Source organism: Nocardiopsis sp. CNZ308 (genome assembly GCF_004217075.1).
Window position 1 is genome coordinate 262,713 of record NZ_SHKJ01000001.1, and the last position, 15,026, is coordinate 277,738.

General features: G+C 74.6%; 15 protein-coding genes. 5 read left to right on the forward strand and 10 right to left on the reverse strand.

The annotated features are described in order from the left end of the window. Both EV372_RS29305 and EV372_RS29310 read left to right on the forward strand, forming a co-directional pair. Complete coding sequence (locus tag EV372_RS29305; protein WP_486484396.1) at window positions 1-432, forward strand: hypothetical protein; 432 nt, start codon at window positions 1-3, stop codon at window positions 430-432. Then, complete coding sequence (locus tag EV372_RS29310) at window positions 429-1,016, forward strand: hypothetical protein (RefSeq protein WP_486484397.1); 588 nt, start codon at window positions 429-431, stop codon at window positions 1,014-1,016. Before EV372_RS29305 ends, EV372_RS29310 begins: the two co-directional genes overlap by 4 nt. 95 nt (window positions 1,017-1,111) lie before the next feature. Here EV372_RS29310 and EV372_RS01120 read toward each other — a convergent pair whose 3' ends face one another. Then, complete coding sequence (locus tag EV372_RS01120) at window positions 1,112-2,956, reverse strand: sodium/solute symporter (protein ID WP_486484081.1); 1,845 nt, start codon at window positions 2,954-2,956, stop codon at window positions 1,112-1,114. Beyond that, on the reverse strand, window positions 2,953-3,399 hold the full coding sequence (locus EV372_RS01125; RefSeq protein WP_130394408.1) for a DUF485 domain-containing protein: 447 nt from the start codon (window positions 3,397-3,399) through the stop codon (window positions 2,953-2,955). Before EV372_RS01125 ends, EV372_RS01120 begins: the two co-directional genes overlap by 4 nt. Window positions 3,400-3,930: 531 nt before the next feature. Here EV372_RS01125 and EV372_RS01130 point away from each other — a divergent pair. Further along, complete coding sequence (locus tag EV372_RS01130) at window positions 3,931-4,206, forward strand: Lsr2 family protein (RefSeq protein ID WP_013154013.1); 276 nt, start codon at window positions 3,931-3,933, stop codon at window positions 4,204-4,206. A 387-nt stretch (window positions 4,207-4,593) separates the two neighbouring features. Here the strand turns inward: EV372_RS01130 and hutI are convergent, their stop codons facing one another. The 5 genes from hutI to hutH all read right to left on the reverse strand — a co-directional run bounded on the left by hutI (window position 4,594) and on the right by hutH (window position 11,926). Beyond that, complete coding sequence (gene hutI / locus EV372_RS01135) at window positions 4,594-5,799, reverse strand: imidazolonepropionase (RefSeq protein ID WP_130394410.1); 1,206 nt, start codon at window positions 5,797-5,799, stop codon at window positions 4,594-4,596. Continuing rightward, complete coding sequence (locus EV372_RS01140) at window positions 5,796-7,340, reverse strand: formimidoylglutamate deiminase (protein WP_197044345.1); 1,545 nt, start codon at window positions 7,338-7,340, stop codon at window positions 5,796-5,798. Before EV372_RS01140 ends, hutI begins: the two co-directional genes overlap by 4 nt. Beyond that, entirely contained in the window at window positions 7,337-8,605 is a 1,269-nt protein-coding gene (locus EV372_RS01145; protein WP_130394412.1) for an allantoate amidohydrolase, read from the reverse strand. The genes EV372_RS01140 and EV372_RS01145 overlap by 4 nt, the downstream gene beginning before the upstream one ends. 86 nt (window positions 8,606-8,691) lie before the next feature. Next, the gene (gene hutU / locus EV372_RS01150; protein ID WP_130394414.1) at window positions 8,692-10,350 is read right to left on the reverse strand and encodes a urocanate hydratase; all 1,659 of its coding nucleotides are present in this window, start codon (window positions 10,348-10,350) and stop codon (window positions 8,692-8,694) included. A 28-nt stretch (window positions 10,351-10,378) separates the two neighbouring features. Beyond that, window positions 10,379-11,926, reverse strand: coding sequence for a histidine ammonia-lyase (hutH, locus tag EV372_RS01155; RefSeq protein ID WP_117197946.1), 1,548 nt, complete (start codon window positions 11,924-11,926; stop codon window positions 10,379-10,381). 104 nt (window positions 11,927-12,030) lie between these two features. On the opposite strand from hutH, the gene EV372_RS01160 reads away from it, so the two are divergent. After that, entirely contained in the window at window positions 12,031-12,792 is a 762-nt protein-coding gene (locus EV372_RS01160) for an IclR family transcriptional regulator (protein ID WP_130394415.1), read from the forward strand. Here EV372_RS01160 and EV372_RS01165 read toward each other — a convergent pair. Next, entirely contained in the window at window positions 12,784-13,464 is a 681-nt protein-coding gene (locus EV372_RS01165) for a hypothetical protein (protein ID WP_165435949.1), read from the reverse strand. The genes EV372_RS01160 and EV372_RS01165 overlap by 9 nt on opposite strands. A 114-nt stretch (window positions 13,465-13,578) precedes the next feature. On the opposite strand from EV372_RS01165, the gene EV372_RS01170 reads away from it, so the two are divergent. Further along, window positions 13,579-13,836 (forward strand): hypothetical protein, encoded by a 258-nt coding sequence (locus tag EV372_RS01170; protein WP_130394419.1) that lies wholly within the window; start codon window positions 13,579-13,581, stop codon window positions 13,834-13,836. A 269-nt stretch (window positions 13,837-14,105) separates the two neighbouring features. Here EV372_RS01170 and EV372_RS01175 read toward each other — a convergent pair whose 3' ends face one another. Next, window positions 14,106-14,477, reverse strand: a complete 372-nt coding sequence (locus EV372_RS01175) for an RNA polymerase-binding protein RbpA (protein WP_013154023.1) — start codon at window positions 14,475-14,477, stop codon at window positions 14,106-14,108. 79 nt (window positions 14,478-14,556) lie between these two features. Further along, window positions 14,557-14,793 (reverse strand): preprotein translocase subunit SecG, encoded by a 237-nt coding sequence (gene secG, locus EV372_RS01180; RefSeq protein WP_130394421.1) that lies wholly within the window; start codon window positions 14,791-14,793, stop codon window positions 14,557-14,559. Between the last annotated feature and the right edge of the window lie 233 nt (window positions 14,794-15,026).

Below are 15,026 nucleotides of genomic sequence, written 5' to 3' on the forward strand. Positions count from 1 at the left end.
GTGCCGCGCCTGAGCCACACCTTCGACATCACCGCAGTGGACAGGGAGGTGGTCGAGCGCATCGTCGCCGCCCTGCACGAGGTCGCGCGCAGCTGCCGTTTCGACGGACGGGGCTGGCTGCTGACCCCCGACGCGCCGACCCGGGCCCGTCTGGACCGGCGGGCCGACGAACTCGGCCTGCTCGACGGTGAGGAGGCCGAGCGGTTGCGGGAGGAGCAGCGCCGCGCCGCCGAGGAACTGCGCGGGGGCGGCGCCGACACGTCGGCCGAGGCCGACGAGCTGGCGGTGGCGGCCAGCGAGCCCTCCCTCCAGTTGCAGCGGGGGCGCCACCTCGAACCCCGCAGCCACTACCTCATCGCCGAGCTGTCCCCGAGGGCGTCCCCGTCGATCCCGCCGACGACGAGGAGAAGGGCTGGAGCGGCACGGGCGTGACCCTCACCTCCTGGGACGAGGCGGGCACCACCTCGGCCGAGTTCGCCATGCCCGACACCGTCGGCACGCAGGAGGACCCCGTGACGTGGGGGACCGTCACCCACGACGCCGCCGCCGGACTGCTCACCTGGAACGCGCGGGTGCGGCTGCCCGGGCGCGGTGCCTGGCTGCGGTCGGCCGAGGGCACCCTGGAGGTGGACACGGGCGCCTGGTACGAGGCCGTCGCGCGGGGCCGGGACACCCCTCCCGTGCGGGTGCGGGCCACGCACTCCCTGGCCCGGATCAGCGCCTGGCTGTCCCCTTCGGTCCGCGCCGACGGCCGCTGGGCGGTGGAGGCCGTGCTCGACGTGCGCGGCCGGGGCGTGTTCCGCCCGGTGGTGGCGGCGGCCTTCTGGGCGGTCACCGCCTCCTTCCGCAGGGAGGACAGGCGCACGGCCCGTCAGGGAGGCGGGGAGCCGACCACGCGGGAGCGCCTGGACCAGACCGCCCGCGCCTGGGACCGCGTCGCCCGCAACGCGCCCCGGATCCCGGAGCTGCTGCACGAGGTGGCCCGGGCCATGGCCGAGGCGCCCGCCAGGGACTGACTCCCCCGCCCTCCTCCGGGCGCTCCCGCCGCGGCCCCGCCGCTCCCGGCCTCCCCCGCCCGTCTCCGGAAACCCTGCGCCCCGAAGCCCGCTGGTCAGTCCCGCTCGGCGCCCCACCCGGTCAGGGAGCGCACCCGCAGCTCGGTGAAGCGCGCGGTGTCGCGCTCCGGCGAGAGCAGGCTGCCCAGGACCGCGCACGCGAAGCCGAACGGCACCGCCAGCAGCGCCGGGTTCTCCATCGGGAAGAGCTGGACGTCGATCCAGGCGGGCAGCACCGACAGGTTCTCCCCCGTGACGGGGTCGGTCCTGCCCGACATCACCGGCGACAGCAGCATGAGCAGCAGGGTGGCGGACAGGCCGCCGTAGACGCCCCACTCCACACCCCTGGTGTTGAAGCGGCGCCAGAACATGGTGAGCACGATGACCGGCAGGTTGGCCGCGGCCGCGACGGCGAAGGCCAGCCCCACGAGGAAGGCCGCGTTCATGTCCTGGACCCGCACGGCCAGCACGACGGCCACGGCGCCGATCACGCAGGCGGAGAGACGCGCCACACCCACCTCCTGCGACTCCCGGGGCCTGCCCCACATGAGGACGTGGCCGAACAGGTCGTGCGCGATCGAGGAGGACGAGGCCAGGGTGAGGCTGGCGACGACGGCGAGGATGGTGGCCAGCGCGACCGCCGAGACCAGCGCGAGCAGCACGGCCGCGCCCGCGGGACCGGCGGTCAGCCGCCCCACCTCCTCTGCGAGCATCGGCACCGCGGTGTTGCCCGAGGGGTCCGCGGCCGCGATGCGCTCGGAGCCGACCAGCGCCGCGGCGCCGAAGCCCAGGGCCAGCGTCATGAGGTAGAAGGCCCCGACCATGACGATCGTGCGGTTGACCGAAGAGCGCGCCGCCCGGCCGTCGGGCACGGTGTAGAAGCGGATGAGGATGTGCGGCAGCGCGACCGTGCCCAGGACCAGGGCCAGCCCGAGGCTGATGAGGTCGAGCTTGTTGAACAGGGTCTGGGCGGGGTCGCCGGGGACCTCCACCCCGAAGCGCAGCCCCGGTTCCAGGAAGGCCTGACCGTGCCCGCTGGCCTCGGCGGCCCCGCCGAGCAGGGCGCGCGGGTCGAAGGCGAACAGGGCCAGCACCAGGGCGGTGAGCAGTCCGGTGGCGGCCAGCAGCGCGACCGCCTTGATGATCTGGAGCCAGGTGGCCGCCTTCATGCCGCCGTACATGACGTAGACGATCATGAGCACGCCCACGAGCACGATCACGCCCGTGCGGGCCTGCTCGGCGCCCATCCCCAGGAAGGTCCCGCCGTCGTGCAGGCCCAGCAGGACCGCGACCAGGGCTCCGGCGCCGACCATCTGCGCGACCAGGTAGAACACGCACACGGTGACGGTGGAGACGGTGCAGGCCAGGCGCACCCGCATCCGGCCCATGCGGAAGGCCGGCAGGTCGGCCATGGTGAAGCGGCCGGTGTTGCGCACCAGCTGGGCCATCGGCAGCACCAGCAGCCAGGCCACCAGGAAGCCGATGGAGTACAGGAAGCCGTCGTAGCCCTGGAGGGAGATCATCCCGGCGATGCCCAGGAAGGAGGCCGCGGACAGGTAGTCGCCGGTCAGTGCGAGCCCGTTCTGGGTGCTGGAGAAGCCGCGCCCGCCCGCGTAGAAGTCGACCGCGCCCCGGGTGGTGCGCCGGGCGCGGACGGTGACGGCGAGGGTGACCAGGACGAACAGGGCGCACAGGCCCACCGTCCACGCGTGCGCGACGCCGAACTCGCTCCCCAGCGCGCCGCCCAGGGCGTCCAGGTGGTCGGCGGTCGCGGACGGGACGGTGGACGCGGACGGTGCTTCGGCGGCGGGCGTTTCGGTGACGGCTGCCACTCCGGCGGCCTCCGCGGCGGCGCCGTCCCCCGTGACGGCACCGCCCGCGGCCGCCGCGGCGGCGCTCATCGGTCCGCCGCCGTCCCGTCGGCGGCCTCCCCGCCGCGGGCCTCCTCGCGGATCTCCCGCGCGGGGGGGTCCAGGGAGCGCTCGGAGAAACGCCCGAACGCCCAGGCGAGCGCGAACACCCACAGGAACTGTCCGATTCCCATGACCAGTGCCACGTTCACCGAATCCGTGAGCGGCCTGCCCATGAAATCACGCGCGTAGGCGGAGAGCAGAAGATAGGACAGGTAACCGAGCAGGAATGCCGATACCAGCAGCCCTGTCTGGAGCGCGGACCGCCTTCGGAGTTTCACGAAACGCGGATCGACCGACACCCGCTCGCAGGCGCGCGTGCGTTCGGCCCGCGCGCGCCGCCGCTCCGCCGCGGACACGGTTCCCCCCGGTCGCGGCGCCTGCCCCCGCACGCCGACACGCCCTCTGTGGGCACCCTCCATGTACTCGACCACGGCCCTCCCCCTGCTCCCTCTCTCCGGACGCCGCTCCCCCACGGCGTCCGCCGTTCCCCGTGTGCGCGGCGCGGGCGCCGCCACGGGTCCGCCCGGAGGGAACGGCCGAACACGGCGCTTTCCCCCGGATGGGGCAATACCCTAGCGATGCGCCCGGCGCCGTGTTCGCCAAACGCACAAATCGGTGTTCGGCAATGGCGCGCACGCGTTTCGAGAAACGGACAAAAAACCGGAAGACAAACACGCGGTTCCATAACGTCCGCCCCGCCGCGGCCGCCGCCCCGCCGCCCGCACGGCGGGACGCGCGTCCGCGGGCGCCCCGCCCGCGGACGCCGCACCCGCGCGGACCCCCTGGTCACCCCCGGCACGCCCGCCGGACACGGGCGCACGCGCCCCCGAATCTTCGCTAGGCTTCGGGGCGACCCCGAACCCGTGACGGCACATCCGGCGTGCAGCCGGTTTGCGCTTTCGTACAGGTGTATGATTAATGGGTCCGCTCTGTTCACGCGATACCGAAGGGAAATCCCCGCCGTGGTCACCGAGGTCTTCACGCTCAAGTACTGCGACCCCCACGCCGTCAGCGAGGAGAAGGTCGAGGCGACTGAGGTCATCCAGTTCGCCTGGGAGGGTGTCGTCCGCGAGGTCGACGCGTGCGCCGACTGCTTCAAGGAGCACGAGGCCCGTCTGGAGCCCCTCGTCGACTACTCGCGTCCGGTGAAGAAGCGCCGCGTCACCAAGAAGGCCGCGTCCTCCTCCTCCGCGCCCGCCGAGGGCTCCGACGACTCCGCGGACGACGAGTCGAACTAGCCAGCGCCCCCGGGCGCGGACCCGCGCCCCAGGGAACGGCCTCATCGCGTCAACCGCGAGCGGGGGCCGACGACACCCCCCAGTGATCGTCGGCCCCCGCGTTCTGTGTGCGGCCCCGGGCGGGAGCCGCGTGCCCGGTCCCGGCCCGTGAGCCGCGCGGGTCGCGCCGCTCCGGGCCGCCGTCCCGGCACGCCCCGGGTTCACCGCGGACCTCCTCGGAGGGAGCGTGGGCCGGTGCCCCACCGCCGCGGAACGACGCTGTACCGCGGCGGCGGACACGCACCGACGTGCATCCAGGTTGGGTGCCGCGGGTTTCGGGGAGATTAGCCGTTCGTTGAGTTCATGAGGACATTGGATGACCCGCTCGTCACACCGCGCCCTCCGTTCTCAGGGGCGCCCCGAGACCAGTTCCCCGTCCTTCCAGACCGCCGCGACCTGGGGGACCCCGGGCCGGTAGGCGAGGTAGAGGTGGTTGGGCGCGTCCAGCAGGAGCAGGTCGGCGCGCGCGCCTGGGGCCAGGTGGCCGACGTCGCTGCGGCGCAGCGCCCGCGCCCCTCCCGCGGTGGCCGCCCACACCGCCTCGTCGGGGGTCATGCCCATGTCGCGGACGGCGACCGCGACGCAGAAGGCCAGGCTGGAGGTGAAGCAGGAGCCCGGGTTGCAGTCGCTGGCCAGGGCGACCAGGGCCCCGGCGTCGATGAGCGCGCGGGCGTCCGGGTAGGGCTGGCGGGTGGAGAAGTCCACCCCGGGCAGCAGGGTGGCGACCGTGGGCTCGGGGCGCGCGGCCGCCTGGGCCAGGGCGTCCACGTCCGCGGGTTCCAGGTGGGTGCAGTGGTCGACCGAGGCGGCGCCCAGTTCGACCGCCAGGCGCACGCCCGGCCCCGGGCCCAACTGGTTGCCGTGCACGCGGGGCAGCAGTCCGCGTTCCATCCCGGCGGTCAGGACCCGTCGGGAGGCGTCCTCGTCGAAGGCGCCGCGCTCGCAGAAGACGTCGATCCACCGGGCGTGCGGCGCGCAGGCCTCCAGCATGGGCCCCGTGACCAGGTCGACGTAGCCCTGGGGGTCGTCGGCGTACTCGGGGGCGACCACGTGCGCGCCCAGGAAGGTGACCTCGTCGGTGACGCGGGCGGCCACGGCCAGGCAGCGTTCCTCGTCGGCGACGGTGAGACCGTACCCGGACTTGACCTCCAGGGTGGTGGTGCCCTGGGCGCGGGCCTCGCGGAGCAGGCGCCGGGCCCCCGCGAGCAGCTCGGCGTCGGAGGCCTCGCGGGTGGCGGCCACGGTGGTGCGGATGCCGCCCGCCGAGTAGGGCTGTCCGCTCATCCGGGCGGCGAACTCACGGCTGCGGTCGCCCGCGAAGACGACGTGGGAGTGGCTGTCGACGAACCCGGGGATGACGCAGCGCCCGGCGGCGTCGATCCGCGCGTCGGCGGCGGGCGCCTGGGCGCGCGGGCCCGACCAGGCCACCCGGCCCTCCTCGACGACCAGCGCCGCGTCCTGGACCTCGCCCACCGCGCCCCGACCCCGGGAGGGGTCGTTGGTGACCAGGGTGGCGATGTCGTCGATGACGATGCTGCGGGGCACGTCGCTCACGTGAGGACCTCCTTGATGACGGTGTCGAGTTCGCGCGCGGTGTCGGGAACCAGGGTGTGGACGCCGTCGCGGACGATCCAGTGCCCGTCGGCCATCACGTGCCGCACGTCGGCGGCGGTGGCTGCGAAGACGACGGCGTCGGCGGCCCGGGCGGGGTCGGCCCCGGCCAGGCGGGTTCCGTCCAGGGGGACGTTGACCAGGTCGGCCCGCGCCCCGGGTGCCAGGACACCGGCGTCGGGCGCCTCGCGCGGGGGTTCCTGGGGTCCTGCTCCGACGTGCGCCGGTCCCTCGGACGCCCCGGGGAGGGCCGCCCCCGGCACGCGGGTCCAACCGAGGCTGGCGTGCCCGTGCGCGGTGGCGGCGCGCAGCAGCTCCCCGGCGCCCAGGGTGCCGCGCCGGTGGGTGCGCAGGCGCTCGTGGAGTTCGACCGCCCTGGCCTCCTCGAACATGTCGGTCAGGGCGTGCTGGTCGGTGCCCAGGCTGAGCGGGGCGGGCAGCAGGTCGCCGGTGCGCGGCAGGCCGTCGGCCAGGTCGCGCTCGGTCGTGGGGCACAGGCACACCGTGGACCCCGCCGCGCGGACGGCCGCCACGTCGGCGTCGCTCAGGTGGGTGGCGTGCACCAGGCTGGTGCGCGGGGTGAGCGCGCCCGCGTCGGCGAGCACGGCCGTGGGGGTGCGGCCGTACGCGGCCAGGCAGGCGGCGTTCTCGGCGGGCTGCTCGGAGACGTGCGCGTGCAGCACGGCGTCGCGCCCGGCGGCGAACGCGGCCACCTCGGGCAGCTGCGCGGCGGGGACCGCGCGCACCGAATGGGCGGCCGCTCCCGTGCGCACGTGCCCGCCCCCGGGACGGAACGCGGCGGCGCGCCCGGCCCAGGCGGCCGCGTCCCCGTCGCCGAAGCGCGACTGGGGGCCGGCCAGCGGCTGGTGGACGCCGTGGGCGTCCAGCCCGCCGGACAGGTAGCACACGTCCAGCAGGGTGATCCGGATCCCCGCGTCGGCCGCCGCGGCCGCCAGGGCGTGGCCCATGGCGTTGGGGTCGGCGTAGCGGACTCCGCCGGGGGCGTGGTGCAGGTAGTGGAACTCGCCCACGCAGGTGATCCCGGCCAGGGCCATCTCGGCGTAGACCGCCCGGGCGAGGCGGCGGTAGGTGTCGGGGTCCAGCCGCTCCGCCACGCGGTACATGGTCTCGCGCCAGGTCCAGAAGGATCCGCCGCCGGCGTGGGTGCGTCCCCGCAGCGCCCGGTGGAAGGCGTGCGAGTGGGCGTTGGCGAGCCCGGGCAGGGTGAGGCCGGTGAGGGTCCGTGCGTCCCCGGGGCGCCGCGTTCCGGCCGTCACCGCCGTGATCCGGCCGTCGGCCACCTCCACGAGCACGCCGCGCTCGGGCGTACCGTCCTCGGCGCCGGTCCACGCCCACTCGCACCACAGGCGGTGGTCGCGCGGCCCCCGGGAACGCCCGGAGGCGGTCCCGGGGGCCGCGGGACCGGCGCTCCCGCCGGGGGCGGAGGCGGCGGGGCCGGTCCCGGAGTCCGCGCCGGTCGTCATCGGTCCCCCTCCCGGACGGGGCGGGCGAGCAGGTCCTGGAGCACGTCGGCCAGGGCGAGCACCCCGGCGTGGCAGTCCTCGGGGCGGGCCCACTCCTCGGGGGAGTGCGACACCCCGGTCGGGTTGCGCACGTACAGCATCGCGGTGGGCACGTGCGCGGCGAGCACCCCGGCGTCGTGTCCGGCCCCGGTCGGCAGCACCGGCACCCGGGGGTCGGGGGCGCGGTCGGCGACCACGGCGGCCAGGCGGTCGCGCAGGCCGTGCGCGAACGACACGAGCGGGGTCAGGGACTCGTTGGCCGTCGCGCAGTCCACGCCGTGCTCGCGCGAGGCCCGCTCGGCGGCCTCGCGCACCCCGGCCACGACCGCGCCGAGCGCGGCCTCGTCGGCGGCGCGCGCGTCCAGCCAGGCGCTGACCAGGGACGGGATCGCGTTCGTGCCGTTGGGGTTGACCAGGGCCCTGGCCACGGTGGCGCGGGCGCCGTGCTCCTCGGCCAGCGCGCGGGCCGCCAGGATCGTGTGCGCGAACGGCAGCATGGGGTCGCTGCGGTCGTCCAGGCGGGTGGTGCCCGCGTGGTCGGCGCGGCCGGTGAAGTCCATCCGCCAGCGCCCGTGCGGCCAGATCGCGCTGGCCGCGCCCACCGGGTGGGCGGTCTCCTCCAGGGCTCGGCCCTGCTCCACGTGCAGTTCCACGAACACGTCCAGGTCCGCCAGCGCCCCGGGGTCGGCGCCGATCGCGTCGGGGTCGTGCCCGGCGGCCTCCATGGCTTGGGCCCAGGTCGTTCCGGAGGCGTCGGTGAGGCCGCGCGCCCGCTCGGGGGAGATCTCCCCGGCCGTCAGGCGGCTGCCCAGGCAGGGGACGCCGAACCGGCCGCCCTCCTCCTCGGCGAACACCGTGACGGCCAGCGGCCGGGCCGGGGTCAGTCCGCGCCGCCGCAGCTCGTCCACGGCGGCCAGGGCGCTGGCCACCCCGAGGGGCCCGTCGAAGGCCCCGCCGTCGGGGACCGAGTCCAGGTGGGAGCCGGTGGCCACCGCGCCCGGACCGGGTGCTCCCCACCAGGCCCACAGGTTGCCGTTGCGGTCGGTGCGCACGTCCAGGTTCCGGGCGGCGGCGGCCTCGGTGAACCAGGCGCGGGCGTCGGCGTCGGCGCCGTTCCAGGCGTGGCGGCGGTAGCCGCCGCTGCGCGGGTCGCGGCCCACGGGTACCAGGTCGGCCCACAGGCGGTCGAAGGCCCCGGGGTCGGGGGCGGTGGGATGGTCGCTCACAGGGTGTTTCCCCACGTCGAAACGGATGGTCGTGCGCGCGGCCGGAGCCCGCCGGGGCGCCCTCGGAAGGGCGTCCCCGGCGCGGTTCAGTCCTCCTCGCGCATCGGGACGCGGATGCCGTGCTCGCGCGCGACGCGCCCGGCCTCCTCGTACCCGGCGTCCACGTGGCGGATGACGCCCATGGCGGGGTCGTTGGTGAGCACCCGCTCCAGCTTGGCGGCGGCCAGGTCGGTGCCGTCGGCGACGCTGACCTGCCCGGCGTGCAGCGAGCGGCCCATCCCCACTCCCCCGCCGTGGTGGATGGACACCCACGAGGCGCCGGAGGAGGTGTTGACCAGGGCGTTGAGCAGCGGCCAGTCCGCGATGGCGTCGGAGCCGTCCAGCATCCCCTCGGTCTCGCGGTAGGGGGAGGCCACCGAGCCGGTGTCCAGGTGGTCGCGGCCGATGGCCAGCGGCGCGCGGACCTCGCCGGAGGCCACCAGTTCGTTGAAGCGCGCCCCGGCGGCGGCCCGCTCGCCCTGGCCGAGCCAGCAGATGCGGGCGGGCAGCCCCTGGAAGGCGACCCGCTCCCCCGCCATGCGGATCCACCGGGCCAGGTGCTCGTTGTCGGGGAACAGGTCCAGGACGGCCCGGTCGGTGCGGGCGATGTCGGCGGGGTCGCCCGACAGCGCCGCCCACCGGAACGGCCCCTTCCCCTCGCAGAACAGGGGCCGGATGTAGGCGGGGACGAACCCGGGGAAGTCGAAGGCGCGGGCGAAGCCGCCGCTGCGGGCCTCGTCGCGGATGGAGTTGCCGTAGTCGAAGACCTCGGCGCCCGCGTCCTGGAAGCCCACCATGGCCTCCACGTGCGCGGCCATGGACTCGCGGGCCCGGTCGGTGAACTCCTCGGGCCCGGCGGCGGCCAGGTCCCTCCAGTCCTCGAAGGCCACCCCGGCGGGCAGGTAGGCGAGGGGGTCGTGGGCGGAGGTCTGGTCGGTGACCACGTCGATCGGCGCGCCGCGCGAGAACAGCTCGGGCAGGACCTCGGCGGCGTTGCCGAGCACTCCGACCGACAGCGGGCGGCGCTCGTCGCGCGCCCGCACGGCCAGTTCCAGGGCGTGGTCGAGGCTGTCGGCGCGCACGTCCAGATAGCGGTGCTCGATGCGGCGTTCGATGCGGCTGGGGTCGCACTCGACCACGATCGCGACGCCGTCGTTCATGGTCACGGCCAGCGGCTGGGCGCCGCCCATGCCGCCGAGTCCGGCGGTGAGGGTGATGGTTCCGGCCAGGGTCCCGCCGAACCGTTTGGCGGCCACGGCGGCGAAGGTCTCGTAGGTGCCCTGGAGGATGCCCTGGGTGCCGATGTAGATCCACGAACCGGCGGTCATCTGCCCGTACATGGTCAGGCCCTGGGCCTCCAGGCGGCGGAACTCGGGCCAGTTCGCCCAGTCCCCCACCAGGTTGCTGTTGGCGATGAGCACGCGGGGCGCCCACTCGTGGGTGCGCATGATCCCGACCGGGCGGCCGGACTGCACGAGCAGGGTCTCGTCGCCCTCCAGGTCGCGCAGGGAGGCGGTGATGCGGTCGAAGCTGCGCCAGTCGCGCGCCGCCCTGCCCGTGCCGCCGTAGACCACCAGCTCCTCGGGGCGTTCGGCGACCTCGGGGTCGAGGTTGTTGTGGAACATGCGCAGGGCGGCCTCCTGCTGCCACCCCTTCGCGGACAGGGTGGTGCCGCGCGCGGCGCGGACGGTACGTGGACTGCTCACGCGGTCTCCTCGCGGTGTTCGGGTCGGTTCAGGCCAGGGGGACGACGGACTCGGCGGCTGCGACCACGGAACCGTCGGTGATCAGGTCGGCGACGGCGGCGATCTCGGGGGCCAGGTGGCGGTCGGGGCCGGGTCCGGAGACCTTCTCCCGTACGGTGCGCAGCACGGCGCCGGTGGCGGGGCCGGGCTCCAGCGGCGAGCGCAGGTCCAGGGCGCGGGCGGCGGTGAGCAGCTCCACCGCCAGCACGCTGGTCAGCCCGTCCACGGCGCGGCGCAGCTTGCGGGCGGCCGACCAGCCCATGGACACGTGGTCCTCCTGCATGGCCGAGCTGGGGATGGAGTCGACGCTGGCGGGCACGGCCAGGCGCTTGAGCTCGGAGACGATGGCGGCCTGCGTGTACTGGGCGATCATGTGCCCGGAGTCCACTCCGGGGTCGTCGGCCAGGAAGGCGGGCAGGCCGTGGGAGCGGGACACGTCGAGCATGCGGTCGGTGCGCCGCTCGGCGATGGAGGCGGTGTCGGCGACGGCGATGGCCAGGAAGTCGAGCACGTAGGCCACGGGCGCGCCGTGGAAGTTGCCGTTGGACTCCACCCGTCCGTCGTCCAGGACCACGGGGTTGTCGATGACGCTGTCGAGTTCGCGTCCGGCCACCAGCAGCGCGTGGGCGAGGGTGTCGCGGGCGGCTCCGGCCACCTGCGGGGCGCAGCGCAGCGAGTAGGCGTCCTGGACCCGGTTGCAGTCGGGGCCTCGGTGGGAGGCGACGATGGGCGAGGAGTCGAGCAGGGCGCGCAGGTTGGCCGCGGAGGCGGCCTGGCCGGGGTGGGGGCGCAGGCGCTGGAGCTCCTCGGCGAAGACGCGGTCGGTGCCCAGCAGCGCCTCGACGCTCATGGCCGCGGTGATGTCGGCGACCTTGAGCAGGCGCTCCAGGTCCATGCAGGCCAGCACGAGCATGCCGAGCATGCCGTCGGTGCCGTTGATCAGCGCCAGGCCCTCCTTGGCGCCCAGCTCGACCGGGCGGATCCCGGCCTCGTGCAGGGCGGTGTAGGCGGGCAGGTCCCGCCCGGCGGCGTCGCGGACCCGGCCCTCGCCCATCAGGGCCAGCGCCACGTGCGACAGGGGCGCCAGGTCCCCCGAGCAGCCCAGGCTGCCGTACTCGTGCACGACCGGGGTGATGCGGGCGTTGAGCAGCGCGGCGAGGGTCTCGGCGGTGGCGACCTCCACGCCGGTGTTGCCCGAGGCCAGGGTGCGCAGGCGCAGCAGCATGAGGGCGCGCACGACCTCGTCCTCCACCTCGGGCCCGGTCCCGGCGGCGTGCGAGCGGATGAGCGAACGCTGGAGGCGGGCCCGCAGGTCGGGGGCGATGTGGCGGGTGGCCAGCGCGCCGAAGCCGGTGCTGACCCCGTAGGCGGGAACCTCGCCGCGGGCGAGCGACTCGACCCGTTCGCGGCCGTGGTGGAGGGCCTTGCGGGCCTGCTCGGACAGGGTGACACGGGCGCCGTGGCGGGCCACGTCGAGGATCTGGGCCGGGGTGAGCGGCGCATCGCCGACGACGACGGAAGGAACTGCTGTGGACATGCCTCCCATTTGACCCCCCGCGTGACCCCTGGTGAAGGGCTGACACGAGGGTTCCGTCTGGGATCTCAGACAACAGGGGAGCCGCACCGTGGGACAATCAGGGCATGAGCCTCGTTCCGGCGGCCACCCGCGCGCTGCGGCTGCTGCGCTTCCTGGCGACCCGCCCCGGGCCGGTGTCGGCCTCGGCGATCGCCGCCGAGCTGGGCATGCCCCGCTCCAGCGTGTACCAGCTGCTGGAGGCCATGGCGCGGGAGGGCTTCGTGACCCACCTGCCCGAGGAGCGCCGCTGGGGCCTGGGCGTGGCGGCCTTCGAGATCGGCTCGGCCTACCTGCGCCACGACGGCGTCGAGCGCCTGGCCCGCCCGCTGCTGCACCAGCTCACCGAGGCCACCGGCGCCACCGCGCACCTGGGCGTGCTGCACGGCGCCGACACCCTGTACCTGCTCAAGGAGCAGCCGCCGCACGCCCCGTCGCTGATCACCGGGGTGGGGGTGCGCCTGCCCGCGCACCTGACCGCGTCGGGGCGGGCCATGCTGGCCCGGCTGCCGCGCGCCCAGGTGCGCGCCCTGTACCCGGACGCGGCGGCCTTCACCACCCGCACCGGCCGGGGCCCGGCCTCGCCCGGCGAGCTGCGCCGGGTGCTGGCCGAGGAGCGGCGCCAGGGCTGGTCCATCGAGGACGGGCAGGTCACCGAGGGCTTCGTGTCGGTGGCCGCGGCCGCCTGCGACCACAACGGCCGCCCCGCGGCGGCGATCAGCCTGACGGTGCCCAGCGCGCGGCCGGTCACCCCGCAGGCCCTGGCCGGGCGGGTGCGCGACGCGGCGGCCGACCTGACCCGTCGTCTGGACGGCCGCGCCTCACCGTAGCGGCGGGGTCCGCTCCACGACCGAGGGCAGCGGGGCCGTGCGCTCCACCATCCGCAGGATCTTCTCCTTGAGGTCGGCGGGCACCTGCACGTAGAACTGCGTGGGCGCGTCCACCGCCTCCAGGTCCAGGCTCTCGGCGGTCTCGGCCCAGCTGGGCAGCTCGGCGTCGGTGCGGTGGGTGTCCAGCACGAACTCGATGAAGTAGGTGAGCCTGCGCCCGCCGGTGTGCACCTCGCGGATGCGCCGGATCTCCGTCCAGGCGATGAACGTCCCCTCGCCGGGGAACCACCACTTGCGCTCCTGCAGGACGGTGACGCCGTCGCTGTCGGCGCTGATGCCCTGCCGGGTGATGCGCTGGGGCAGCCCGCGCAGCACGAACACGTTGCTCCCCGGGCCCACGAAGAGCATGACCAGACCCGCGAAGGCCCACAGCGTCACCGAGCCGACCGTGGTCTCCTCGCGCAGCACGTGCCAGAGCATCGACCCCAGCACCACCACGAACCCCGCCGTGAGGGCGGCGGAGAAGTAGGCCACGGCCATCCACATGCGCGTGTTGGGGCCGCGCAGGCTGACGTACCTGCGCAGGTGGGAGACGCTCTCGGGCGTTCGGGTCAGGTCTGAGGGAACACCTCGGGTGGCGGCGGGGGCGTCCGCGGGTTCGGGGGAGGCCATACCCACCATTGTCCCCACTCCGGCGGGTGCTCCGTGCGCCGGACCCCGCGCGGACGCGGGGATGATGGGCCAAAGCACGGGTGGACGCGGCCGGGGAGCGCTAGAGTCCGGTCCATGAGGCCGAACACGAGCGAGTACGACACCGAGCTGAGGCTGAACGGCGAGGTGATCGTCCTGGACGGGGTGCCCTACCAGGGGCGCACCGTGCTTCCGGAGGGGCCGGACAGGTTCGCCTGCCTGGAGCGCTGGGCCAAGGGAGTGGCCGAGACCCTGGGGGAACCGGTGACCTGGCGTGCCGCGGAGAACGGGCAGCTGGCCGGGCGCGGGACGGTCCAGCCCGGTCCCGGGGCTCAGAACCGCCGGGCGCTCTGAGCCCCGCACTTGGCGCACTGGAACTTGCGGTCGTCGCCGAGTATCCAGTCGTGGTCCCCGCCGGTGGGGCACGTAGACATCGACACCATCTCCTCACAGGGGCTGTCGGGGTGCGTGCCGATCACTCTATTTCCCAAGAACCACACCAGTCCCGAGAATGAGAAGTTCGTCCTCGTATTCACGTACGGCCGGGGCACCGGACCCGGACACGCGTGGGGCCCGTCGCGACCGCGACGGGCCCCACGGAAAGCCTGCGGGGGAAGGAGCGGCTAGTTCTGCCTGGCCCTCATGTGGGCCTCGACGGCGGCGCGGTCGGCGCGCAGCTTGGCCAGGGCCTCATCGAGGATGAGCTTGCCCTCCTCCTCGCTGCGCCGCTCCTTCACGTACGCCAGGTGGGTCTTGTACGGCTCGGTGCGCGGCGGAGACGGGGGGTTCGCCTTGTCCTTGCCCGCGGGGAAGCCGCAGCGCGGGCAGTCCCACTCGTCGGGGACCAGCGCCTCGCTCGCGAAGCTGGGCACGACCTCGTGCAGGTTCGCGCAGTAGAACGGAACCCGGACGCGCGGGGCGGCCTCGCCCCGCTCGGCCTCACCCATGGGACCGGCTCCGACACGGCTGCCACGAATGGCACTGCCACTACCCACGAAAAACTCCTTCGGCGAACTCGCTCACCGGTTCTCGGGCGAGCTTGACGGTGGACGGGGTGTGCCCGCGGGTCGCGGGCTACATGCCCCGGTTGATCAGCAGGCCGAGGATGACGATGGCGATGATCCACACGACCCCGATCACGATGGTCATCCGGTCGAGGTTGCGCTCGACCACCGACGATCCGCCGAGCGAGGACGTGACGCCGCCGCCGAACATGTCGGAGAGACCGCCGCCCTTGCCCTTGTGCATGAGCACCAGGAGGACCAGCAGCACGCTGAGAAGCATCACGAGGATGGACAGACCGAGGATCACACGCTCACCCGTAGCTCGACCCCGAAGCGGGGGGGTTATGGACCGACCCTCGTTTCCCGTGCGCACCAGCGGTGACACCGGACCGGCGCGGGCACCTGGGAATCAGGGGACCGGGGACAATTTCGGATTTTACCGTGCCCTTGGCGGCACGGGCGGGGAAACCGCGAGGCACGGAGAACCCCACAGCGAAGTCTAGCCCGACCCGGCGACCTGTCGGGCACCCCGCCCGTCAC